Source organism: Pseudomonas putida, from assembly GCF_001976065.1.
GTDB classification, from domain to species: Bacteria; Pseudomonadota; Gammaproteobacteria; order Pseudomonadales; family Pseudomonadaceae; genus Aquipseudomonas; species Aquipseudomonas serbica.
This window is the reverse complement of the sequence record NZ_MNAH01000013.1, coordinates 150,698-175,724: the sequence shown is the minus strand read 5'-3', so window position 1 is coordinate 175,724 and position 25,027 is coordinate 150,698. Positions and strand designations below refer to the sequence as shown.

General features: G+C 57.5%; 18 protein-coding genes. 11 read left to right on the top strand and 7 right to left on the bottom strand.

From position 1 onward, the window contains the following. The first annotated feature begins 357 nt into the window (after positions 1 to 357). Genes BKX96_RS30485 through BKX96_RS30475 form a run of 3 tightly spaced genes read left to right on the top strand, consistent with a single transcriptional unit; the run spans position 358 to position 6,077 of the window. Positions 358 to 2,766, top strand: a complete 2,409-nt coding sequence (locus tag BKX96_RS30485; RefSeq protein ID WP_077186287.1) for an ABC-three component system protein — start codon at positions 358 to 360, stop codon at positions 2,764 to 2,766. Beyond that, a complete protein-coding gene (locus BKX96_RS30480; protein WP_071555254.1) occupies positions 2,759 to 3,328 on the top strand; it encodes a hypothetical protein in 570 nt (189 codons plus the stop codon). Before BKX96_RS30485 ends, BKX96_RS30480 begins: the two co-directional genes overlap by 8 nt. Further along, complete coding sequence (locus tag BKX96_RS30475; protein ID WP_077186286.1) at positions 3,321 to 6,077, top strand: AAA family ATPase; 2,757 nt, start codon at positions 3,321 to 3,323, stop codon at positions 6,075 to 6,077. The genes BKX96_RS30480 and BKX96_RS30475 overlap by 8 nt, the downstream gene beginning before the upstream one ends. Before the next feature lie 139 nt (positions 6,078 to 6,216). On the opposite strand, the gene BKX96_RS30470 is transcribed toward BKX96_RS30475, so the two are convergent. The 4 genes from BKX96_RS30470 to BKX96_RS30455 form a co-directional block, all read right to left on the bottom strand. After that, complete coding sequence (locus tag BKX96_RS30470) at positions 6,217 to 6,822, bottom strand: hypothetical protein (RefSeq protein WP_077186285.1); 606 nt, start codon at positions 6,820 to 6,822, stop codon at positions 6,217 to 6,219. 202 nt (positions 6,823 to 7,024) lie between these two features. Continuing rightward, positions 7,025 to 10,906, bottom strand: a complete 3,882-nt coding sequence (locus BKX96_RS30465; RefSeq protein WP_077186284.1) for a hypothetical protein — start codon at positions 10,904 to 10,906, stop codon at positions 7,025 to 7,027. 483 nt (positions 10,907 to 11,389) lie between these two features. Continuing rightward, positions 11,390 to 12,757: an ATP-binding protein gene (locus tag BKX96_RS30460; RefSeq protein WP_410454554.1), complete on the bottom strand. Its 1,368-nt coding sequence runs from the start codon at positions 12,755 to 12,757 to the stop codon at positions 11,390 to 11,392. Between the two features lie 8 nt (positions 12,758 to 12,765). Then, on the bottom strand, positions 12,766 to 13,473 hold the full coding sequence (locus BKX96_RS30455) for a response regulator (RefSeq protein WP_248687939.1): 708 nt from the start codon (positions 13,471 to 13,473) through the stop codon (positions 12,766 to 12,768). 164 nt (positions 13,474 to 13,637) lie between these two features. Here BKX96_RS30455 and BKX96_RS30450 point away from each other — a divergent pair, with 164 nt between their 5' ends. The 3 genes from BKX96_RS30450 (at position 13,638) to tynA (ending at position 17,053) form a co-directional block, all read left to right on the top strand. Beyond that, complete coding sequence (locus tag BKX96_RS30450; RefSeq protein WP_077186283.1) at positions 13,638 to 13,952, top strand: hypothetical protein; 315 nt, start codon at positions 13,638 to 13,640, stop codon at positions 13,950 to 13,952. Next, on the top strand, positions 13,952 to 14,620 hold the full coding sequence (locus BKX96_RS30445) for a DUF3313 domain-containing protein (RefSeq protein ID WP_046817860.1): 669 nt from the start codon (positions 13,952 to 13,954) through the stop codon (positions 14,618 to 14,620). The genes BKX96_RS30450 and BKX96_RS30445 overlap by 1 nt, the downstream gene beginning before the upstream one ends. A 144-nt stretch (positions 14,621 to 14,764) precedes the next feature. Beyond that, positions 14,765 to 17,053, top strand: a complete 2,289-nt coding sequence (tynA, locus tag BKX96_RS30440) for a primary-amine oxidase (RefSeq protein ID WP_077186282.1) — start codon at positions 14,765 to 14,767, stop codon at positions 17,051 to 17,053. A gap of 94 nt (positions 17,054 to 17,147) precedes the next feature. On the opposite strand, the gene feaR is transcribed toward tynA, so the two are convergent. The 3 genes from feaR to paaY form a co-directional block, all read right to left on the bottom strand. Further along, complete coding sequence (gene feaR / locus BKX96_RS30435) at positions 17,148 to 18,062, bottom strand: transcriptional regulator FeaR (RefSeq protein ID WP_077186281.1); 915 nt, start codon at positions 18,060 to 18,062, stop codon at positions 17,148 to 17,150. Between the two features lie 85 nt (positions 18,063 to 18,147). Next, positions 18,148 to 19,071, bottom strand: a complete 924-nt coding sequence (gene paaX / locus BKX96_RS30430; protein ID WP_077186280.1) for a phenylacetic acid degradation operon negative regulatory protein PaaX — start codon at positions 19,069 to 19,071, stop codon at positions 18,148 to 18,150. Between the two features lie 166 nt (positions 19,072 to 19,237). Next, complete coding sequence (gene paaY, locus BKX96_RS30425; RefSeq protein ID WP_077186279.1) at positions 19,238 to 19,834, bottom strand: phenylacetic acid degradation protein PaaY; 597 nt, start codon at positions 19,832 to 19,834, stop codon at positions 19,238 to 19,240. A gap of 348 nt (positions 19,835 to 20,182) precedes the next feature. Between paaY and paaF the strand changes: the two genes are divergently transcribed. The 5 genes from paaF to pcaF are packed head-to-tail and all read left to right on the top strand — an operon-like array spanning position 20,183 to position 24,953. Continuing rightward, positions 20,183 to 20,956 (top strand): 2,3-dehydroadipyl-CoA hydratase PaaF, encoded by a 774-nt coding sequence (gene paaF, locus BKX96_RS30420; protein ID WP_077186278.1) that lies wholly within the window; start codon positions 20,183 to 20,185, stop codon positions 20,954 to 20,956. Between the two features lie 38 nt (positions 20,957 to 20,994). After that, positions 20,995 to 21,786, top strand: coding sequence for a 2-(1,2-epoxy-1,2-dihydrophenyl)acetyl-CoA isomerase PaaG (gene paaG / locus BKX96_RS30415; protein WP_046817854.1), 792 nt, complete (start codon positions 20,995 to 20,997; stop codon positions 21,784 to 21,786). Between the two features lie 3 nt (positions 21,787 to 21,789). Continuing rightward, positions 21,790 to 23,307 carry a 3-hydroxyacyl-CoA dehydrogenase PaaH gene (paaH, locus tag BKX96_RS30410; RefSeq protein WP_046817853.1) on the top strand — a complete coding sequence of 506 codons (1,518 nt, stop codon included), beginning with the start codon at positions 21,790 to 21,792 and terminating at the stop codon, positions 23,305 to 23,307. Further along, entirely contained in the window at positions 23,300 to 23,749 is a 450-nt protein-coding gene (gene paaI, locus BKX96_RS30405; RefSeq protein ID WP_077186277.1) for a hydroxyphenylacetyl-CoA thioesterase PaaI, read from the top strand. Before paaH ends, paaI begins: the two co-directional genes overlap by 8 nt. Beyond that, positions 23,742 to 24,953, top strand: a complete 1,212-nt coding sequence (gene pcaF, locus BKX96_RS30400) for a 3-oxoadipyl-CoA thiolase (RefSeq protein WP_077186276.1) — start codon at positions 23,742 to 23,744, stop codon at positions 24,951 to 24,953. Before paaI ends, pcaF begins: the two co-directional genes overlap by 8 nt. The last annotated feature ends 74 nt before the right edge of the window (positions 24,954 to 25,027 follow it).

Sequence of the window (25,027 nt, the reverse complement as noted above, 5' to 3'; positions counted from 1 at the left end):
GGGCACCCACCCTCGCCTATCGGGCACTGGCATCGTTTAAAGTCCTGGATACTCAGTTGAACAAAGGTGACTGGATTCTCACCAATGCTCCATTACGTCGACTGTCGGAGCTGGCATTCGATCAACCAAGCCCCTTCCCCGCCAAGAGCGTCTGGCTACTCCTCGCTACTCGAATTATGATGCTGGCAGCTTGGCATTGCGCGCGCCGTCGACAGAAGCGTTTCTAGGCTGCGTAGCTATCCAAACGCGAGATGGATCTTGAGAGCCACATTTCACTGTATCGTCCTCAAGGGCTAACGTCCGCAAGGAAAGCGCGCTATCCACACAATGCCAGTCACTCAACGCTAGGAGCGAAAATTGGCCGTAGAAGAAGTGTCATTCGTCACCTCAGAGGAAGAAACCGCGATAAGAGAGGACAGGACAAACGCTCCCGAACTGTTCACTTTTGACTGCGGGCAGCTTCCTTTCGAACGCATGGGTGATGCTCATTTCGAGCTTTTGGTAGCCGATATCTACAGAGCCGAGCATGAGGATGGCACTCAAAACTGGTATGACACTGTAAGCCGCCTGAATGATGGCGCCGACCAAGGTCGAGACGTTGTCATGTACAAACGGGGAATCCCGACAGGAGTAATACAGTGCAAACGTCTTAAGAAAAATCTTGATTTGGCCTCGGTCACTTACGAGATCTGCAAGTTTTTTCTGTATGCACACATCAGACCCCAAATTGCCCCTCAGGCTGGAACTGCCTTTAGATACTTCTTCGCAGTCGCCGATAGTGTTACCAAGGACGCTTTCGAGTTCTTGCAGGAATCGGGGCAGAAGCGTTTCGACGACAAACTTTCCTCATTTCAAGAGCAATGCGGAAAAATTCTCGAAAACTCCAAAACGCTTCAAAAAAATCCAACTCTCAAAGGCCTTTCTCCCGCAAAGCTATGCGAGATTGTGTGGCAGTGGATACCCCTTTTAGAAACGAAAATCCTGAAAAAAGATAGCCTCTCCAGTTTGGTGGGCAAGCACCCAAAGGTGAGGAGTACCTATTTCAAACTGGATTCAGATGCTACCGAGATAATCGAGGTCATTCGTCAGTATCTAGCATCCCAAGGTGGAACACTTTCTGGAGCTGATGAGGCCTATCTTCAGAAGATTCGTACAGAATACGTCGATCAAGAGTTACGTGAGGGAGACCAGCTCAATATTGGCCTCATCCAAGGCACCGATTTGATACCCTTCCTGCAAGGCATGCTTGCTCCAGAAGAGGGAGCCTTTGAACAGAATTTCGGCAATCGCCCTGTGGTACTGACAGCGGGATCAGCGGCTGCAACTCACACACAATGGAACGACATAAACGAATTGGTGAAAGCCTATCCGAACCCCCTCGTGTTCATGGTCGGATGCGGAGAAGTCACCGGCTCCGTGCTTCTCAGTTGGAAAACTGCCGATGGGATGTCTTGGATAGATCCTTCCTGGAAACCAGCTGCAGCACAGAAATTCAAAGCGGGATGGTGCTGGGTTACCGACCCTGCCGAAGGAATCATCAACTGCTATATCTTGGTCGAAAACGAGCCTAAAAATGCGAGCTTTGGTCGCGGTAGTGTTTCTCTACGACTGGCCTTCAAAGACGTTATCGTCTGGCCAACATTAGGAAATGACTTTACCAACTCAGTCCTGAGCAAAAACTCCCAATTGCGCAGAATCATCGCAAGCCAAGCCGAAGACAGACTCAAACGTCCAAATTTGATTCTGGCATCTCAGCACATCTCTGACCTAACAGATGTCGTGAAATCTCTTTTGGACTACCACGCACGTCGATTAGCGTCCCCAATTGCGGTTGCGGCCGCTAACAGTGAGCGGCTACGTGATTGCCAGTTGAAGCTTCACAGCGCCACAGGCGTATTTCCTTCTACAGACAGCGAATACAATACCCGTTCGAGCCCACCTGCAATGCAGCCACCAAGTCGTGTGATGCGCAGGAGCACCAGCGGTGGTCTGACTCTTACATTAACGTGGGATGCGAATCTCACGCTGGAATGTGCGAAGGGTCATAGATTACAAGGAGGCGTCGTCCAAGATGATCTAGTACCGGCAACGCTGGAATTTCACGAACTCTTCGATCGACATCCGCCTGACGCTGATTGCCTCGACGTGGTTAAGAAGGAACTCGCACAGCTCAATAACCTCATCCAAGCGGAAGGTATCAAGGACTCAAAGGACTTTGCCTATCAGACCCGGTATGGGGTGACATCAGCGAAAGAGTTCACATTGGAGGATTTGGCGTGCGCCGGAAGATATGTGATGAAGGCGGTGCAAGCTCTGAGCTACCTCAAATCCCACAAGGATTCGGCATGGATTACTGAGCCAGGGACAAAGGGCCATCTGCAGTTCAGTGACCCCAATGAGGGTGATTACAACGTACTGGCGTGGACAAACGATGAGTATCGTGTAAGGCATATGGCGAACGATCTTTATCGATGGGCGAGAGATACTTCTAACCATCCACAGCTCGTCGTATTCGCTAATGGTGTTGGGAAGGTTAAAGATGAAAAGCCCAGTGAGCGCAGTGACTCAAACGAATCTAGCCGAGAGCGTTTCGACATCGCGACTGCGCCTAGTGTGAAAGGCTCCTTCACCGACGTCGCAATGGTAAACAGAGTCTACTTTTTTGCCCTCAATGAGATTGAGTCAATGTACGACGAGGCTGATGCCATATCGGCTGAAGATTTCATGGATGACATATCATCTCGCAGGAAACACCTAGATGCTTAGTGAACTGATAAAGCTCTTGGATGAGCGCGCGATCGACGCGGGCTTCACGTCCCCCGAAGACGATATTCTGGTATTCGCTGATGACCCGCACTGGCCTGGCCCTCCTTTGACGACACAAGTGAAGTATTGGTCGACAAAATTCGCGTCGGTTCTGCTTATACAAATCGACTGCAAAACGCCCGAAGAGGCTTGGATACAAACGAGGCATGCGGAAGCATTTCTGGATGCTGCACTCCTACGACTCGAAAGAAAGGGGTCAGTGGTTGATGGTTATCTTGTCCTGGCGTTGACAACGTTGACTGACGAACTCAAGCAGTTCATCAATGATGTGGAGAGGGATACACGCTTCGTAAGGAAACACGTCGTCTTCCAGAATGCTAATGGCTGGCAGCGTTGCCAACGTATCACACCGTTGGGGCTGGTAGGCCCAACGGAGCAGGCCGAATATTCTGGGTTTGTGCCTGAAAATAAACAAATGACTGATCTTTTGGCATCCCTTGCGACATCAAAAGGGAAGGAGCTAGCGCGCCATCATGGAAAGAAGTGGGATCTGAATGAGTAACTTACCTATCAAATTTCTTTCAGTGGAGATCAGGAATTTTCGCGGCGTTCCTGATTTTCTGCAGATCCCACTCAACGCACCGTTGACCATTATTCATGCAGCGAACGGCACAGGTAAAAGCACCATTTGCTATGCACTAGAGTGGCTGCTCACCAACAAAGTGGACGACCTTCCAACAACCACAGATTTTTCCTGTCAGTGGGGGTTAGGTGAAACGTCGGTCAGTGCTGACTGCGAGATAAATGGCGAGCTATATCATCTGGAGCGAGTCAACGGGAAAGCCTCAATCAAAAAGCATGGGGAACGTAGAAAAAAGCAGATTAAGGATGCCGCCCTACTTGAAATGCTCACACCGTCCTCAGTTTTGGGTAGTAGCACTAAAGCCACGACCAAGGCGCGTCGCGACTGGCTCCGCAATTGCCGGTGGTTGTATGCAAATTCATTGGCCCTGCTTGTTGACAACAGCAAATCGGAACTCCGGCAGCAAATTTTTGCTGACATACTTGGGTTGGGCCACCTTGCGAGCACGCTTAGCAATCTGAAGGAATACCGAGGTGACCTCCCCAGAGTTCACGGACTGGAAACGAAGCTGCAGAATCTCATTGCTGAAATTCATGCGCTTGAAGAAAAGCTGAAAGCAAGCCAATCCGGGCGCGAGCAAGTCGCTTTCAAGTTGAGCACGATACTAGAAGGGTTTCCTGGTACTCCGGTGACAGGCAATCTTCTAGATGATTTCAAAACAGCGCAATTGGAAGTCGCCAAGCTTCTGCAGGCCGCTCAGCGCCAAAAGAACATACTGAGCGAACTGCTGGAGGGATGGTCAGGGTACGAATCTAGCCTGCAACAGCTCGAAAGTAGTCGAAGTTCGCTAGCAAACATTACCCAGACCAGCACCACCTTGACCAATGACCATCGTCGACTAGCTGAACAACTCGCCACTGTCGAAACCAATAGAGCACAAGGTAAGATAGGCGTTGATTGGGCAAGAAAAAACACTGATGCGCTCAAGGCCTGGGAAGCCATCACTTCGGAGCCAGCCTTCGCTCGTGCATTCCCTCAAACTGACCTAAGTTTCCAGCTCTTGGAGCAAAACTTCGTTGAGTATGCCTGGGACAGTGACAAACAGCAGCGTTGGTTGAATTCGATTGAATACCTGATCAGCAATGGGGATGTTTTGTTAGATCTCCTTAAGGTCAAACGAGATCTATCCAGCAATATCGTCCAGCCGCCGGTCAATATGGTGGAGCTATCGAAATCTGCCGATGAGGCTAAGCAGGCGAGGATTACAGCGCAGGGGGAGTTCGACGCTCTTTCAAATGTGATAAATCGTTTGAGGGCATTGGGGTACGAAGCGGCACATTCCCTTACGAGCGGCCACTGCCCTCTATGCGACCATGACTGGAAATCGGCTGATGCACTACGGGGGCAGCTTTCCACTGCCAACCTCACCCCCGAGTTGCAGACAGCAAGCCGCAAGCTAGTGGATGCTCAGTCGAATGAACAGCTCTGGGTAACGACAGTACACAACGCCAACCTGCAGCAATCCTCATTTGAGAATTACACCGCTCGTGTTAAATCTGCGAACGATAAACTGAAGCACATTGAGGAAAGAACAAGCTATCTGAGCATCATGGGTAAGCCTGATTTTTCAGACTCTGATATTAATGATTTTCCACACCTTCTGGCGCGTATCAAGTGCGCGATTGGTGCGAAGAAAATCGCTGAAGTTATGACCCAAGTTGAGGATTTCTTTCAGATTCCGTCCTCACCGAACGCAAACACTGGCATTGCCGAAGCGCGTCAGATGCTTGAGAGATACACCCAGCACTTCCAGCAACAACTTGATTCAGCCAGTTCTGAGCAGCCAAGCCTCGCCCGATCAGTGATGGAGAAGCTCGAAAGTATTCAGGCCAAAACCCGAGAGGCGCACCAGGTCAACTCTAGCATTGCAGCAATTTCTCAAGTGGTGAATCGCTTTCAAAGTCAATGGAACGAAGTCATTGGTATTCTCCCTATCTCTAAGGACTTGCACACTGCCACCCATGCAAATGTGGAAGTAGAACTCCGAAGAGCAGAGGGGTACGAATCAGAGCTCCGTGAATGTCAGATCTCACTGAATATCGATTCTGACTCTGAGCGGTTGATCAGGCTTCAGAGAGAAAAATCAGTGGTCGCTGAAAAGCTCCAGACGGGCCTGAGCCACATACTGGTAGCAGACAATGCGATTACTCAATATGGCGATCATGTTCGTAATGCGACCGTGTCTAGCCTTGCCCCTCTCCTGGTGCCAGCGACTGAATTGTTCTCCCGGATGCACGCGAATGAGGTGTATCACCAACTGAGTGTTTCTGGGAACGACCTGAACTGGATGGTGTTTGCTGAAGGTCATGAGGCACCGTTGGAGGCAGAGGAAAAACTCAGCCAAGGGCAGCGGCAAGATTTGGCGTTATCTCTCTATCTTGCCAGAGCAAAAAATACCGGTGGCAGCTTCCTCTTGGATGAGCCAATCGCTCATTTGGATGACCTCAATCGTGTAGCCATGTTGGATATTTTCAGGCTCGTCGCAACCTCAATGCCGAACATGAATCTGATCCTGACGACTGCAAGCGACAGTTTGGCCCGTCATCTGGCGCAAAAATTTTCCAGTCTCCCAGATGTCCACCTGCTGAACACAATCTACCTAGAAGGAAATCCCCGTACAGGCGTCAAAGCAACTGTGACTAGAAATTCAACAGGTACAGCCGCGTGACCCTTACATACCGTCGTGTGTAACTCATTTTTATGCGCTGTTAACTGCGGTGGTTAACAGCGCATAAAATAGGTTTACCAGGTGGTGAATTGGCCACATGGAGTACCCACGTCGAGAGGGCAGCCTGCAAACCGTGGAATTACCTTCCAGGCCCCGAAGGACTGAATGCGGGGGTGGGTACTGGTGGCGGAAGCAGTACCGGTCCAGGGAAAAGCGTTGGTGCATACTCATGCAGTGAAATTGCACCTACCATCTGCCCGTCAGCTGAAACACCGATTACCGCAGACATTGCCTGCGCCGTTACGTGCCCTAACCCTCGACCACGGCCATCCTCTTCCTTATGCTCAGCCAAAGCATGTAGATACTCATCAAAAACGAGCTTGCTCACCCCATGCTGTAAAACTGTTATCCCGTCAAAATAGACACCAGCTACAAAATATCGCTGGGCCAAAAGCTCCAAATTCGTATGACTATCCATGGCGAGCTCACCAAACACGATGAAATGATGCTTGTATTGACTTAAAGCAGCTTGAGCATCCCCATAGTTTTCGAAGAGAGTTTCTTCAGTTGGGACGTCTGAAAGGCTGCGCTTAAACTCCACAAGTACTAGCCCACTGCCCTTGCCAAAAATTGCATCACCAGCAGTCCTTTCATGGCGTCCTGACAGAGGTGCCGCAAAGTCGCACATCCCATTTGCCACGACATCGGCAACAAACCTGTACTCGACAGTTTTTTCCCACCACATGTAATTACTCCTATCTCAGCTGATCCTAAATTCAAGTGCAGTGCTTTCAAACATCAACATGTCTGACGTTAAAACCCCGATCAAAAGGTAGCGCAATGGCGCCTACCCCTTTACTTTGATGCACACCAACAGATGTTCACCTCTGGCTGATTGCTGCCGGTTAGGACGGGCAGCAATCAGCTAATGGAGCCGTCGGGCTAGCCTATTCGAAGCTACCAGTACGCTCGCGCTCTTCTTCGTCCTCGCGAAGCTCTTCCGCTGCAATTCTTCGTTCGAGGCTCGCTCTAGCTGTCGCCAATACTGGCTTCAGCTCTTCCGCGTTGCCGAGATTCAGTGCATCGAGAAGCGGAATCCGTTTCTTCAGGATTTCGGCCAAAGAACCGGACCAGCCTGAAGGCGTAAATCGCATTAAATAGCACTCGACTACAGCCTTCTTATCAGGAGCATTAGCGAGCACTGCGAGCGCGGCCTCCGAAATAACCAACTCAGAATCGTCCACTGAGTCGATGTTGGCATGCTCTTCACTCGCTCGATTTCGAGTATCGAACAGCTTACAGCTCTGTGCCGCGAACACGTAACGATCAGACGGCGAGGTATTACACCAATCGATCAATACATCCACTGGGACTACGCTGAGTGCTGTCTCTTTCCGATTACTGTGAGGGTGCCCAATCACCGGCGACATCTGACCGAAGTGAGCTTCCTCACCGGGAACATAGATTGCGTCGAGCGCTCGTCGCGGCATGTGCCTGAGGAACGGCGAGATGGCGTCTTTGATGGCATCCCTATCGAAATAACTACATTCCGTCGTGCGCGCAAAGGCAACTAGACCGTTCAATACCTCCAGCGCTGCTTCGGAAGAAGCTAATCGCTTCAGCGAAAACTCCAATATGCTTTCAAGGCGGTAACCGCTATTGGCACGATCCCCCAGAGCCTTTCCCCATTCGGCTGCGCCCAGAAGATTTAGGCAGGTTGCCGCCAAGGACTCCTTATATGCATCATCGTGATCTACCGCGCAGTGGACGACCATGGAAAGGACGTCGAGAAAAACGACACCACCATCAGGCAGCAGTGCTATCGCAGAAAGCAGCTCGCCAATCTCTGCAACAGAAAATGAACCAGTTTGTCTGCCCATCCCGAGATAGGAGTATTGCCAGGCAGGAGTATTTCCAGCCATGATTGATTGGTGGATTCGAGCGTAAGCCGCTTGGTTCATCGGTATGCTGCAATGCAGGTCCATGATCCACTTGACCCAAATTGCATCACTCACCGCGCTGTCGAGGAACTTCTCGGCAGAAGCGGGAGATGCGTGATGCCAGCCGTTGAGCAAGCCGCGAAGGAACAATACACCGACTGTTCCGGGCGTGGCAGTGGCGATATGTTCCTTGGTCGCATTCAAAATCCAGCTCGGGTCCGCAATCTGCTTTCCAACCCCAACCCCCAAATGAAATGCACTGGCTCCTGACTTGGTTGAGATCAATTGCGGGAGTAGCTCCAGGAGAAGGCCTTCAATGGTGGCAGCAGCCTCCCCAAGCTCCTCCACGGCCTGGTTTGATCTGCGGATGCGCTCACCAGTCGTTTCAGCGCGCTGATCTGCATCATCGTCATCAAGATCTAGGTCGAATTGATTCGATTCTAGAAGTCGAGCTCGAATCATGTCGGGTATAGCCTTCGGCTTGAGAAGATTCTCCAGCTCGCGCAGCTCGTTCTGAATTGACTCATCGCATCTGCCCAAGTCAAAGCGAAGGATGCTTTTGACTCCAAACCAACCTTGAGGCCAGCTCACGACTGAAGCCAGCTCTTTTACGGCTGCACATACTTCTGGCCACAAATTCGTGCCAACCCAAAGTCCTCTTAAGCGGCGACCCAAAATAGACCTGCAATTTTCAGCAAGGTCGGACTTCTGCTTACCAATGTCGAGCGCCATGCGGATGAATGGCATAAACCACACCTCAACGTCTGAGCGGGATACCGGAGCCCATCCCTCGCTCCGCTTTCGAGCTCCGAAATCGAATCTGCTCACGGAGGTAAAATGCCCTGCCTCAAGCGCCGCATCGAGCGCCAACAGCCCCAACTGCTCTCGCTTGGCATCGCCGGATTCAAGCAATCTCCTGACGAACTCTGCTCTTTGATTGGGGGGGGCATTCGTACCGGATAGCACGCAGAAAAACAGAGACTTCAGAATTTCCACAATAGATTCTTGTCCCCTATTTCCCTGGGGATTTTCCAAGGCGAACCGGACAAGAATATCGGCGGCGATATCGAAATCTTCTTCTTCGAATGCGATGGCTTTCAACGTATGCGCATACTGAGCACGCTTGCTGTTTTCGTCCGAAAGGAAGCTAGGAATATTGGCAGCCCGTCCAATCGCCGCTAAGGCGACCCTCGGAGATACAGGTGCAATGTTGTGAAAGACCTCATGGCCAATGTCATTGAGAGCCGTTAGGTCGCCAAAACGCCCGGATGGCGAGAGCCAGTCCCGTATGAGCTCGGCGGCTTTTGCGCTTTCATGTAGGTAACCAAGTCGCCGCGAGAACGACCGGACAACACGGTCGGTAGCGGTATCGACAAAGATATTCACGATTTGCGATTTGGGTATCACTTCTAGTGCCTGGGCTGCGAGTCGATTGGCAATCGCGTGTGGCAAAACAGCACGCCATTTGCTACGCGCCTGTACGAGACCTCTTCGCTGTAGATCAACCACTTTCCTCTGTAGGGTGATCAATGAAACGTCAGCAACAGCGGCAATTTTGTTGAGTTCCGACCCAGGGCTATCGTCCTCGCCGTCGAACGAGTACAGGATACTGGCCGCTTCCGCGCATCTGAGGAGATCTTCATTCTCGACGTTCTTCTGATGAAACAGGCGCTTAAACAGCTCGGAGTCTCGCAACCGTGCAAGTTCACCAGTCGTCGTTACCGTCGCTGCCAACGCAAACGCGACGCGAGCGTTACCGTCTGAGAATGCTGTGATGGTATCAACATCACTGATTGATAGGACCGGATAGCGCCGCTGAAGAAGCTGCCTGACTACCTCATCGGAGGAGCCTTCGAGACGGTAGCACCTCGTGGCGTCTGGTAAGTCGTCTCGAACGTCGTACTCAACCGTAGCCAGGCCAATCTTGTTGCCAGACGTCTTAAGCAGATCGGTGAGCTTCAGATGAGTGTCAGCTCCGCAATTGTCCACGACGAGAACACACTGACTTCCGTCTTCAATCAGAGCTTCGAGCATCGCTGAAGGTTGAGGTGAAGGTCCATCTGAAAGGTCCGTGTACAGCACGTCATCAGCACTCAGCGCAGCCTGATTCCCCTTTACACGCGGATCGAAGAGCGCCTGTACTAATCTCGTTTTGCCGACGCCAGATAAACCGACAATGCGTACGCTTGCCCCCTTCGACAGGTCGATACGCAGGCGATCAATGGTGGCCGAGACATTAATGCCCTTCTCTGCGTCGGGCGTGAACACTTTGACTCGATCATCGAGCAGATATTCTGAGTCGACGTTCGTCTCCTGGTAGGCCCAACCCGAGTATGGGCGCCAACCCAACAGTGGTTTGCCTAGCTGGTGTTTGACCCAAGCGACGATCGCTGGGTGTTGCTCGACCCAGTCTGCAATCTTTCTTGCGTCATAGAAGGCAACATGCGGCGAGGAGCCGAGGCAGTTGGCCGACAAGCAATCTCTCATCGCATTAAGTCGTAGATCGAGAGCGGACTCGGAGGTGTCGTCTCGCGTCGCGGCAATGACGTAACTTCCTTTGGTCGTAGCGAGGTCGCGTATTGCTTGTCTTAGCACTCCCTTGGGCGCCATTTCCCCAGGTATCTTGCAGGGGGGGAACACTTCGGCTTTTACCTGAAAGGCTGTGTGGTCATTGGGCAGATAGCCAGATATCCCCAGTGGCGGATTTATCTCTACCCTGACATCCACCCCTCCATCTTTTGCTCTTTGATCGCCACCCCAGGTGACGGCCGACTCTGAGCCCCCGTGCTTACGAATCTCAGCCCGACACAATCTTGCGATCAGTGCGCGCGCTTGCTTGTCGTTCAGGGCTTTTATATCCGCTGTATCTACGTGAAATAGTGTATGCATTTTGGGGGCGTCAAGCTGACTGAAGCCTTAGTTTATAGCCTGAAGGCGCTTTTGACGCAGCAAGGATTGGAGAGACGTGATAGCCGAGGGTTGCTTCCACCCGGCTAGCATGGTTGCCAACAAAACCGGGAAATCCAGAATCCTCCGGGTATTCACCTCTGGCCGGTAGGACCCTTCTCGTGGTGAGGTTTGGCGTCTTCGGTGTAACTGCTTGGCAGCCTCGATGACTGCTATGGGGCCGATAGGTGCCTTCAGCCCTCGGCAACACGAACTGAAGATGCTACGACACCTGCAAGGTCCGCACAGACGGAAAAAAACCAGCCGAAGCTGGTTCATTTTTTTCGAAAATTTCAAAGGTTTTTGTCAACAAAACTGAAAACCTCATGAAGCAGTCCTGTCAAAATAAGTGCGCATCTTATTGATTTTATAAACCATGAAGACTCATATTTTTTGAAGGCCCACAGCCGAACGGTCGATTACCGTCTACCGCCCGCCAGCCTTGGCACCGCGAGATCCCGGCAGTTCCACACGCGCCACCAGTCCCGCGCCGCTGCGATTGCGCAGCGTCAGCTCACCCCCCTGCTCGCGGACGATTGCCCGCGCAGCGGACAGTCCCAGGCCCACGCCACCAGTATCGCGATTGCGCGAAGTCTCCAGGCGGTAGAAGGGATCGAATACTCGCTCGAGGGCGGACTCGGGTATGCCGGGGCCCTGGTCACTGACTTCGATGCAGACCATACGCCCGTCACTCATCAGTTCGACGCCCGGTTTCTGGCCATACTTCACAGCGTTTTCCAGCAGGTTGACGATCACTCGCTTGATCCCCAGCGGACGGCCGTCGTACACCAGGTGGGCAGGACCGCTGAAGTCGACGACGATGTCCTGGTCGCGAAAATCGTCGACGATCGTTTGCAGCAATTCCGAAAGGTCGAATGCCGTGTTGTGCTCGCCGTGGCTTTCATCACGGAAAAAACCCAGCGCCGCGTTGATCATCGTCTGCATTTCCTCGATGTCGCGGACCATTTTGCGCTGTTGTTCAAGGTCTTCCATGAATTCGCTGCGCAGGCGCATCCGTGTCAGGGGCGCGCGCAGGTCGTGGGAGATGGCCGCGAGCATCTGCGTACGCTCGCTGAGAAAGTGGCGGATCTGCGCCTGCATGGTGTTGAAGGCAATGATCGCCTGGCGTATCTCATGCGGGCCTTCAATCTTTATCGGCGGTGCGCGCAGGTCATCACCGAAGCGCCGTGCAGCGCTGGCAAAACGTTGCAGCGGGCTGGCCAGTTGCCGCGTGGCAATCCAGGCGACCAGCAGGGTTGCCACCAGCCCGAGGGCGATGATGATCGGGATCCGTACATTGGCGTCGAGCCCCCAGCTGCGTTCCGGGGGCGTGAACGACAGCCAGCTGCCGTCGCGTAGCTGAACCAGCGCCACGTAATGCGCCTGGGGGCTTTCGTGCGGCCAGTCGCCGGGGTTGAAGACCTGGATGTCACGGGGCACATCACCCAGCAACTCGTGCAGCGGCGAATGTTCAGTCCCTACCTGCGTACCGCCCGAGGGCAGATGGAAGTCGGCCCGCCGTTCGTGCCAGGTCACTTCAAGCAGCGGATGGCTCGCTGCGCCAGCCAATGATGAGCGCAATGGAACAGGCGCTGCCTCGATCACCCGGACATTCGCGGCGATCTGCTCCAGGAGGCCGGTGCGGTCGATCGGCGGACGGCCCCAGGTGCCCGCCAGTTGCACGAACAGGCCATTGAGGGCCAGCGAAGCGAGCATGGCGGCGACGATGGTCAGCGCAATCCGCGACCTGAGGGTATCGCGCGGGACTATTCGCGCGACGATGCGACGAATCATGCGCCGGATCACGAGCGGGTCACCCTGGCGCAGAACATATACCCGCCGTTACGCACCGTGCGAATGAGATCCGGGCGCTTGCTGTCCGGCTCGATCTTGCGGCGCAGACGACTGACCTGCACATCGATGCTGCGGTCAAAGGCCTCGTGGCCCTGGCCGCGAGCCAGGTCGATCAGCTGTTCCCGGGTCAGAATGCGCTGCGGATGCTCAAGGAACACCCGCAGCAGATCGAACTCGCCAGCGGACAACGGAATCATCACGCCCTCGGGCGAGCGCAATTCACGGCAGGTGATATCCAGGTGCCAATCGGCGAAGGTGATGATCGGCCGCGTCGGCTCCCGCCCCGGGCTTTTTTCGCCGGCGCGGCGCTGCACCGCGCGCAATCGGGCGAGCAACTCGCGGGGGTCGAAAGGTTTGGTCAGGTAATCGTCGGCGCCCAGTTCCAGGCCGATGATGCGGTCGCTCAGTTCACCCATCGCGGTCAGCATGACGATCGCGATGTCGGTCTGCGCGCGCAATTTCTGGCACAGGCTCAGGCCACCTTCGCCGGGCAGCATCAGGTCAAGGATGATGATGTCGGGGCGGTTTTTTTCGATCATCGCCCACATGGCCCCGCCGTGGGTGGCCAGGTCGACCTCGTAGGCATGCTGGACAAAGAACTGCTTCAGCAGGGAGAGGATTTCCACATCGTCGTCGACGATCAGCAGTCTGCTCACGTTCAAAGGATCCACGGTCAAAAAAAGAGCGTATCTAAAACCATTCCGGGGCCAGGGTCATATATTTCAATCCAGCAACATTTCTACCCGCCTGACATCAACCGGACATACGGTCGTTACCGCCCTGCTGCACCCTGCGCGCATTCCAATTCATGAGGTCTTCCATGCAGGGCTCGAACTACGCGACCGAGACAACCGATAGCGCTCATACGGTGATCCTCAACCAGCGCACCAGCGCGCCAGGGCAGGACGAGCCGATTCTATTCCAGCAGGCGTGCCTGGGACTGACCGACGATCGGACCCATGTCGTGCTGCGCCGGTATTTCGAGCGCTACAGCCCTACTACCGGCACTTGGGTGGAATACATCCACCGCGTTCCGATTGCCGAGTTCACCCAGTGGATCATGGCCAACGGCGATCTGCGTATCGAATGCTCGGAAGACTCGCCAGACTCCACCACCCACCCAGGAACTCCTTGATGAGAAAGTACTTCTCTCTACCGCTAGTGGCCTTAGCAACCATCGCCCTCTCGGCGTGCAGCAGCAAAACCGTCGCTCCGGACAACTATTCAGGCTTCTTGAACGACTACAGCGCCTTGACCGAACACCAGTCCCCCTCGGGACAACCGGTGCTGAGCTGGGTAAACCCCAAGCTTGAGCTCGACCGTTACACCCAGGTTTACTTCGAACCGAGCCGGTATTACCCGCAGCCCGTGCCGAGCGAGCGCCTGCCACAGACCACCCTTGGCGACACCACCCGGTATTACGATGCGGTGCTCAAGCATGAGCTGGGCAAAGTCTTGACCGTGGTCAACACTCCGGGTCCCAAAACCCTGATCGTGCGGCCGGCAATCACTCGAGTGACCGCCAGCACCCAGGGCCTGCGCTTTTACGAATGGCTACCGATCACCCTGGTTGCCGCAGGCGTCAGTACCGCCACCGGAATCCGTGACCAGGACAGCGAAATCGCCACCGAGGTCGCCTTTCTCGATGGCGGCACCAGGACCCTGGTCGCCACAGTCGTTCGCAAGGGCACGGGAATACCCCTGGAAAACGACAAGCAGGTCATCACCACGGCCAACGTCAAGGGCGTGCTCGATGGCTGGGCCAATGACCTGCGCAATTCGTATGTAGCGATGCGCAAATAAGGACGCTTCTATTACTGTAGGAGCCGGCTCCTACAGGTTTGGCACACAGTCAAAGCAATCTGGCAGGAATCCCAATGCAGGCATCGACTGGCTGTAGCAAAGTGCAAGAATGCCAGTCACCGGCTTTTCTCCAGGAATGCACCCATGTCCAGCGCCAAAGCATCGCCCAAAAGATCACCGCTTGCCCGGCTCGCCCTGGCCATCTCCCTGAGCGTCCTCGGCCTGCCGTTGTCCATGGGCAACGCCCAGGCCCATGGCGGCAAGGCCGAAATGGTGCCGTTGCAAGCGGGCCTTGAGGAGTTTGGTGCCAGCGTCAAGTGGGACGACTACTCGAACCTGTTCACCATTGCCAAGGACGGTGTCTACCTCAAGGTCAAGCCCGACAGCAAAGTGGCCATGCTCAACGGCAAGCGCTTGGAGCTGACGGTGCCTGTGGTGTTCAAGGGCAAGACGGCGTACATGTCCAGGGACTTCATCAACCAGGTCTTCCAGTCCGGCCTGGACACGACCTTCGTCGTCGAGACCCGCCCCAGCCCGCTCAACCCCCTGAGCGCGGCTGAAATCACCACGGCCGTGGACATCATCAAGCAATCGGAACACTACAAGCCAGGTTTTCGCTTCACCGAGGTATCGGTCAAGGAACCGCCGAAGGATCAGGTGTGGAACTTCGTCTTCACCGGGCAAAACGTCACCCAGTCGCGCCAGGCCAATATCGTGGTGCTGGATGGCAAACATGTAATCGAAGCGCTGGTGGATCTCGACAGCAAGACGCTCAACGCCTGGAAGCCGATCGAAGGCGCCCACGGCATGGTGTTGCTGGATGATTTCGCCACGGTGCAGACCGCAGTCGAGACCAGTCCCGAATACGCCCAGGCCTTGGCCAAGCGCGGCATCAACGATGTAAAGAAGGTCGTGGCAACGCCGCTGACCGTCGGTTATTTCGACGGCAAGGACGGGCTGGCCCAGGACAAGCGCCTGCTGAAGATCGTCAGCTACCTCAATGTCGACGACGGCAACTATTGGGCGCACCCGATCGAGGGCCTGGTGGCGATTGTCGATCTGGAGCAGAAAAAGCTCATCAAGATCGAAGACGAAGCGCTGATCCCGGTGCCGATGAAACCCACGCCCTACGACGGCCGCGGGCGCAAGGGCGTGGCGGTCAAGCCGCTGGAAATCATCGAACCCGAGGGCAAGAACTACACCATCACCGGCAACAGCATTCACTGGCAGAACTGGGATTTCCACGTTCGCCTCGATTCGCGGGTCGGCCCTATCCTGTCCACGGTCACCTATGACGACAAGGGCAAGAAACGCAAGATCATGTACGAAGGCTCCCTGGGCGGCATGATCGTGCCCTACGGCGACCCGGATGTCGGCTGGTACTTCAAGGCCTACCTCGATTCCGGTGACTACGGCATGGGTACCCTGACCTCGCCAATCGCGCGCGGCAAGGACGCCCCTGAAAACGCCGTGCTGCTGGACGCTACCATCGCCGACTACACCGGCGCACCGACCGCGATCCCGCGGGCCATGGCGGTGTTCGAGCGCTACGCCGGGCCGGAATACAAACACCAGGAAATGGGCCAGCCCAACCTCAGCACCGAGCGACGAGAACTGGTGGTGCGCTGGATCAGCACCGTCGGCAACTATGACTACATCTTCGACTGGGTCTTCCAGCAGAACGGCACCCTCGGCATCGACGCCGGCGCCACCGGCATCGAAGCGGTCAAGGGCGTCAAGTCCAGGACCATGCACGAAGACACTGCCAAGGAAGACACGCGCTACGGCACCCTGCTGGACCACAACATCGTCGGTACCACGCACCAGCACATCTACAACTTCCGTCTCGATATGGACGTGGACGGCGAGCAAAACTCCCTGGTGGAAGTGAACCCGGTGGTGCTGCCGAACGACCGTGGCGGCCCGCGCACGAGCACCATGCAGACCGAAACCCGCGTGGTCAGCACCGAACAGCAGGCGGCGCAGAAATTCGACCCGTCGACCGTGCGCCTGCTGACCAACTTCAGCAAGGAAAACAAGGTCGGCAACCCGGTGTCCTACCAGTTGATTCCCTATGCCGGTGGCACGCACCCGGTGGCCAAGGGCGCCAACTTCGGCAACGATGAATGGCTGTACCACCGCCTGAGCTTCATGGATAAACAGCTGTGGGTGACGCAATACAATCCGCAGGAAAAATACCCGGAAGGCAAGTACCCGAACCGCTCGGCCAAAGACTCGGGACTGGGGCAATTCACCCAGGATAACCATTCGATCGAGAACACCGACGACGTGGTCTGGCTGACCACCGGCACCACCCACATCGCCCGGGCCGAAGAATGGCCGATCATGCCGACCGAATGGGTGCATGTGTTGCTCAAGCCGTGGAACTTCTTCGATGAAACCCCGACGCTGAACCTCAACGCCCCGAAATAACGGGCTGGAACGCAAAATTGCAGGAGCCCGGCTTGCCGGCGAAGGCGTCCGTAAGTACGCCTTCGCCGGCAAGCCGGGCTCCTACAAAATGCGATCAAGCGTATTGCTTGCGATACTCCCCCGGCGCAATGCCGAAGCGTGATTTGAACGCCGTGGAAAAGTAGCTCGAATCGGAAAACCCCCAGGAATACCCCAGCACCGACAATTTCTCTTCCTTGCGCGATTGACGCAGGGACTCGGCGCACAGGTCCAGCCGGCGGTTCTTGATGTAGCGCGCCACCACCAAACCCTTCTTGGCGAACATGCGGTACAGGCCGCGGGTCGACATGCCGACTTCCCGCGCCAGCCATTCCGGGCACAACTCTTCGCAGCGGATGTGCTGGTCGATGAAGCTCAGGGTCTTGCGGAAGGTACGCTCGTGCGGATCCGTGCAATCGTCGGTCTGGCTGATGGCCGGACGCAACAGACTGACGATCGCCTCCAGGGTCGCTTCGCTTTCCTGCCGGGTCAGGTGCTGTTGGCGGGTGGCGTCGAGAATCAGACGATGCGAGAGCATGGCGATCGGCGACGACGCGGCAATCCGATGGCCGCACTTGACCTGGTTGAAGCGCAGGGTCTGCTCGACCAGTTGAGACGGCAGGATCAGCGACAACTGTCGGGAGTTTTCGCTGTAAGTGAAATCGCTGGGCCGCGCAGCATCGATCAAGGTGATTTCCCCGGCGGACAATAAAACCCTGTCGTCGCCCTGGGCCATGCCCGCGGTGCCATCGAGCTGGAACACCGCAAAGTACTTGCCACCCTCGCCCGCCGCCACTTCCTGCGGCGTGCGGTACAGCCGCGCCTGGCAGGCGTCAACGAAGCTGAGCTTGAGGGCATCGCTGCGGTATTCACGGATCTGGCCAGCAAAGTCGCTGCCCAGGGGCTGTGCGTTGAAGGCGCCACAGATCTGGTTGATCTGATGGATCCACTGATCGAACCCATCCTGGCGCTGTGCGGTTGTTGAAATCATGTCAGGCCTCACGCAGGCTTATTTTTATTGTCTACGTCAATTAGCAGGTTCTCCTGAACAGCGACTCTCCCTGACCGTCGACGGGTTATTTCAACCCGCCAAAGCGTCGATAAAAACTCTCGCCCACATCCGGCAACGGGCCGTCGGCGGTTTCCAGTGCGCTGTTCAGCCATTCCTCGGCCTTGGCGTAGATCAAACGGTAAATGTTGCGGCACAACTGCCGGGCCGCACGACCTTCCCAATCACCGGGCAGCAACTCGTCTGGTAGTTGCGGGTCACGCAGCAGCAGCTTGCGGTATTCGTGAATAAGCAGGATCCGCGCCAGGAAGCAGTCGGACGGCTGCAGGTTTTCCTGCTCGCGAAGCGCTTGCCAGAGCGGCCGGAACAGCTGGATGAACTCGCTGTAATGGGTCGCCAGCTCTTCGATGTTCCAGCTCTCGCGCACCTGCAGGCGCAGGGCCTTGGAGGCGAGCACGTCCTGGGCGGTGGTTTCGAAGACGATGGTTTCTTCCTGCGCGCCGAGGTCGAGCAGCGTCGCGTTGACGTCGGTGCGGTCGCTGCGCGGACAGGCCAGCACCACCGGCGAAATCGCACCAAAACCTTGCCATTCCAGCTCTTCGCGCACTTGTTTGCGCTTGTCCTGAGTCAGCTGCGACAGCATCACCAGGCACCAGGAGCCATCCCAAGCCGGCATGCTGGTGCTGTAGACCCGCTTGAACGCCTTGTCGAAACGTCGGCGGCCGGTACCGGTCAGGCTGTAATAACTGCGCCGGCCGACCTTCTCGGCGGTCAGCCAGCCTTCCTTGGTCAGGCGGAAAATCGAGGTGCGGATCAGCCGCTCGTTGATGCCGATCGGTTCGAGCAACTGGATCAGGCTGCCCAACCAGACAGTTCCGCCGTGGGGTTCGATGGCATCACCGTAGAGGGTGATGATCAGGGAACTGGCGCGGATCGGCGTCTGCTCTTGAAAGCGGGTAATCAGATGGTTCAAGGGTGTCAGGGACGACATGGGCGTACCGAGCAAAAAAAGAAAAGGAATATACCGAAAGCCATGGGGTTAATCCCAACCCCTTGTGGGAGCGAGCCTGCTCGCGAATCGGTCTGACATCCAACATCTGTGGTGACTAACCCGCCGCTTTCGCGAGCAGGCTCGCTCCCACAGGGAAGTTTTGCATTCACTGGCCGCTGCCCTTGGGCCGCAACCCACTGTCACTGATCCGCGGCCGACCCGGCTCCGGCTCTGCCAACGGTTCACACACCTGCATCTGCTCCAGGCACCGCCTGGCCAGTTGCTGATACTCGCGGGTGCCCGCTTGTTTCCACGCCACTTCCTGATCGCTGAGGGTGCGCTTGACGCTGGCCGGCGCGCCCATCACCAGAGACTGCTCGGGGCATTCGAAACCGGCCTTGACGAAGGCCGCCGCCGACACGAAGGACCTTGGTCCGATGCGCGCGTTGTCCATCACCACCGCATTCATGCCCACCAGCGCGTCGGCGCCGATCCGGCAACCGTGCAACACCGCGCCGTGGCCGATGTGACCGTTGCGCTCCACCACCGTGTCGCTGTCGGGGAAGCCGTGCATCACGCAGGTGTCCTGAATGTTGGCGCCCTCCTCCAGCACGATCCGCCCGAAATCACCGCGCAGGCTGGCCAGCGGCCCTACATAACAGTGGGGGCCGATGATCACGTCGCCGATCAACACGGCGGACGGATGCACATAGGCACTCGGGTCAACCACCGGGGTCAGGCCATCAAGGCTGTAGCAGGTCATGGCAGCTTCCTTCACAAAGCGATGCAGATATTGACTTGTTTTGTATCATATCGCTTTTACATTCACAAAGACAAAAAAGCGTATCACTTGAATGAGGGTTTTCCGACGACCTGCGCCGCGCTGTAAAAACCGCCGTAAAACCCAATGAAATAGGGGATAAACCCACCACACACGACGATACGGCATTACAGGATCACAGCTGACCGCACAAAAATAAGACACATTAAATCTATTTTGTTATTGCATTTGCGTATCACGTTGTAGGTATACTCCGGCAAAACCGGCCCCTTGCAGCCGATCCAATAACAAGCCGGCATCACCGCCGAGCGCTCCGTGAGGGCATCCGCCATGCCTCAAACCCTTGCCGTCGAATTCATCGAGCCAGGTGTTCGCCTGATTACCCTGCAGCGCCCGCAAGCGCTGAACGCCCTCAATACCCAGCTGCTGGGCGAACTGGCTGACGAATTGAGCGTTGCCCAAGCCGACCCCGAGACCCGTGCCGTGGTCCTGACCGGCAGTCGCAAAGCCTTCGCCGCCGGTGCCGACATCAAGGAAATGGCCGAGCGCGACCTGGTCGGCATCCTTGACGACCCGCGCCAGGCCTCATGGCAGGCCATTACTCGCTTCAACAAACCATTGATCGCCGCTGTCAACGGCTTCGCCCTTGGCGGTGGCTGCGAACTGGCGATGCACGCCGACATCATCGTGGCCGGTGAAGACGCCCGCTTCGGCCAGCCGGAAATCAATCTCGGGATCATGCCCGGCGCGGGTGGCACCCAACGCCTGCTGCGCGCCGTCGGCAAATCCATGGCCATGCAGATGGTCCTGACCGGCGAGCCGATCGACGCCCGCCAGGCCCAGCGCGCCGGCCTGGTCAGCGAAGTCACCCAGCCGGAATTCACCGTCGATCGCGCCCTGCAGATCGCTCGCAACATCGCCGCCAAGGCACCGCTGGCGGTACGCCTGGCCAAGGAAGCGCTGCTCAAGGCCATGGACACCGACCTGGCCAGCGGCCTGCGTTTCGAGCGTCACGCCTTCACCGTGCTGGCCGGCACCCGCGATCGCGACGAGGGCATCGCCGCCTTCCAGGAAAAACGCACGCCGACCTTCGCCGGCCAGTAATCACTGAATTCGAGATCCGCCAAGAGAGCGCCAAGACCATGAACTTCGAACACATCCTGTTTTCCATCGAGGCCGGCGTCGCCCTGCTCAGCCTCAATCGCCCGGACCAGCTCAACAGCTTCAACACCCAGATGCATGGCGAAGTGAAGGAAGCGCTCAAGCAAGTGCGGCAGAACCCCGACGTGCGCGTGCTGCTGCTGACCGGCGAAGGTCGTGGTTTCTGCGCCGGCCAGGATCTGAGCGACCGCAATGTCGCGCCGGGCAGCGCCGTGCCGGACCTGGGCGAGTCCATCGAAAAGTTCTACAACCCGCTGATCCGCCAGTTGCGCGACCTGCCGATGCCGGTGATCTGCGCGGTCAATGGCGTGGCCGCCGGTGCCGGCGCGAACATTCCGCTGGCCTGCGACCTGGTGCTGGCAGCGCGTTCGGCCAGCTTCATCCAGGCATTCTGCAAGATCGGCCTGATCCCTGACTCCGGCGGCACCTGGACCCTGCCGCGCCTGGTCGGTATGGCCCGCGCCAAGGCCCTGACCCTGCTCGGCAATCGCCTGACGGCCGAACAGGCCGAGCAATGGGGCTTGATCTATCGCTGCGTGGAAGACGCCGAACTGCGCGCTGAAGCCCTGAAACTGGCGCAACACCTGGCCACCCAGCCAACCTACGGCCTGGCGCTGATCAAGCGCAGCCTGAACGCCAGCATGAGCAACAGTTTTGATGAACAGCTGGAACTGGAGCGTGACCTGCAACGCCTGGCCGGGCGCAGCGACGACTATCGCGAGGGCGTCGGCGCCTTCATGGAAAAACGCAACCCAAGCTTCAAGGGACGCTGAGTCATGAGCGCACTGAACACTTCTGCACGCATCGCCGTGATCGGCGCCGGCGCCATGGGCGCCGGCATTGCCCAGGTCGCAGCGCAGGCCGGGCATCCGGTGCTTCTGCTGGACAATCGTCCCGGCGCGGCCGCCCAGGCCATTGCCGGCATCGACCGGCAACTGGGCAAACGGGTCGAGAACGGCAAGCTGTCCGCCGAATCGCGCAGTGCGACGATTGCCCGCCTGCACGCCGTGGAAGCGATCGAAGCCCTGGCCGATTGCGCGCTGATCATCGAAGCCATCGTCGAAAACCTCGAGGTCAAGCGCGCACTGTTCCGCCAACTGGAAGAGATCTGCGGCGAGCACTGCATCCTCGCCAGCAATACCTCGTCGCTGTCGATCACCCGCATCGCCGCGCAGCTCGATCACCCACAACGCCTGCTCGGCCTGCACTTCTTCAACCCGGCGCCGGTGATGCCGCTGGTGGAAGTGGTCTGCGGCCTGGCCAGCGATCCGGCCTTGGCCGAGTGCCTGTACGACACCGCCAAAGCCTGGGGGAAAAAACCGGTGCACACCCGCTCCACCCCGGGTTTCATCGTCAACCGCGTGGCCCGGCCTTTCTATGCCGAGAGCCTGCGCATGCTCCAGGAAGGCGCCGCGGATTGCGCGACGCTGGATGCGCTGATGCGCGAGGCCGGCGGCTTTGCCATGGGTGCGTTCGAGCTGACCGACCTGATCGGCCATGACGTCAACTATGCCGTGACCTGCTCGGTGTTCGACGCTTATTACCAGGACACGCGCTTCCTGCCTTCGCTGATCCAGAAAGAGCTGGTGGACGGCGGGCGCCTGGGGCGCAAAAGCGGCCAAGGTTTCTACAGCTATGCCCAAGGGGCCGAGCGTCCGCCAGCCGCCGAGATCGGCAGCGATGCGAATGTCCAGGTGTGCATTGCCGAAGGCGACCTGGGCATCGCCCGAGGTTTGCTGGTTCGTCTGCGCGAGCAAGGCCTCGACGTCATCCAGCGCGATGGCCGCGGCTTGTTGCGGGTTGGTGACGCAGTGCTGGCCTTGAGCGACGGGCGCATGGCGTGTCAGCGCGCCAGGGAAGACGGCCTGCGCAACCTGATCCTGCTGGACCTGACCCTCGATTACACCCAGGCCCAACGCATCGCCATCAGTTACGCGGCGGGCATTGATCCCCTGGCCTTGGAACAAGGTATCGCCCTGCTGCAACGCGCCGGCCTCAAGGTCAGCCTGCTCAGCGACAGCCCTGCCCTCGCCGTCCTGCGCACCGTGGCGATGCTGGCCAACGAAGCGGCCGATGCCCTGCTGCAAGGCGTGGCCTCGGCGGCCGACATCGATCTGGCCATGCGCGCCGGAGTCAACTACCCCCAAGGCCCGTTGGCCTGGGCCGACGCCATAGGGCTCAAGCAGATCCTGACCGTGCTGGAAAACCTGCAAGCCACCTATGGCGAAGAACGCTACCGGCCGTCGCTGCTGCTGCGCCGACGCGTCGCCGAAGGGAGAATATTCCATGACTAACCATGAAGCGATGAACCTGGCCGTCAACTGTGCACAAACGCTGCTCCAGCGCGACGCCGCCAGCCAGGCGATGGGCATACGCCTGCTGTCCGCGGCCCCCGGTTGCGCCCGTGTGGGCATGACCGTGCGTGCCGACATGGTGCAGGGCCACGGCACCTGCCACGGCGGCTTTCTGTTTGCCCTTGCAGATTCAGCATTCGCCTTTGCCTGCAACAGCTACAACGAAGCCACAGTCGCCATCGGCTGCAGCATCGACTACATCGCCCCGGCACGCCTGGGCGACACGCTGACTGCCGATTGCATCGAGCAGAGCCGCTCCGGGCGCACCGGCAACTACGACGTACGCATCGAAAACCAGCAGGGCCAGTTGATCGCCCTGTTCCACGGCAAATCCTACAAAGTGCGCGGCTCGGTGCTGGTGCAGGAGACCCCCAATGAATGACGCCCTGATCATCGACGCAGTTCGCACGCCGATCGGTCGCTACGCCGGAGTCCTGAGCAGCGTGCGCGCCGACGACCTCGGTGCGGTGCCGTTGCGCGAGCTGCTGCGCCGTCACCCGCAAGTCGACTGGAGCACTGTCGATGATGTGATCTACGGCTGCGCCAACCAGGCCGGCGAAGACAACCGCAACGTCGCACGCATGTCGGCACTGCTGGCTGGGTTGCCGGTCAGCGTACCGGGCACCACCCTCAATCGCCTGTGCGGTTCCGGACTGGACGCCATCGGCACTGCCGCCCGGGCGATTCGCAGCGGCGAAACCGGCTTGATGCTGGTCGGTGGCGTCGAATCGATGTCCCGCGCACCAATGGTGATGGGCAAGGCCGAGCAGGCATTTTCTCGAGCCGCCGAGATTTTCGACACCACCATCGGCTGGCGCTTCGTCAATCCGCTGATGAAAAAAACCTACGGCATCGACTCCATGCCGGAAACGGCGGAGAACGTCGCCGAACAGTTCAACATCTCCCGGGCCGACCAGGACGCTTTCGCCCTGCGCAGCCAGCAGCGCGCTGCTGCCGCCCAGGCCAATGGGCGGCTGGCCAGGGAAATCGTCGCGGTGCAAATACCCCAGCGCAAAGGCCCGGCCAAAGTGGTCGAGCACGACGAGCATCCGCGCGGCGACACCACCCTTGAGCAACTGGCCAAACTGGGCACGCCGTTCCGCGAAGGCGGCAGCGTCACCGCCGGCAACGCCTCGGGGGTCAACGACGGCGCCTGCGCGCTGCTGCTGGCCAGCCCGGAAGCCGCCAAACGCCACGGCCTGACCGCCCGTGGCCGGGTCGTGGCGATGGCCACCGCCGGTGTCGAGCCACGCATCATGGGCATCGGCCCGGTACCGGCCACGCGCAAGGTGTTGGAAGTGGCCAACCTGAGCCTGGCGGACATGGACATCATCGAGCTCAACGAAGCCTTTGCCGCCCAGGGCCTGGCGGTATTGCGCGAACTGGGCTTGAGCGACACCGACCCACGGGTCAACCCCAACGGCGGCGCCATCGCCCTGGGTCATCCGTTGGGCATGAGCGGCGCACGCCTGGTCACCACCGCCCTGCATGAACTAGAGGAACGCAATGGCCGCTACGCCCTGTGCACCATGTGCATCGGTGTCGGCCAGGGGATCGCGCTGATCATCGAGCGTCTACCCCACTAAAGAATCGCGATTCCCGGGGAGCCGAGAGGTATCCTTGGGGCATGCACTCAAAGTCCCTGCATGCAGGGGCTGGA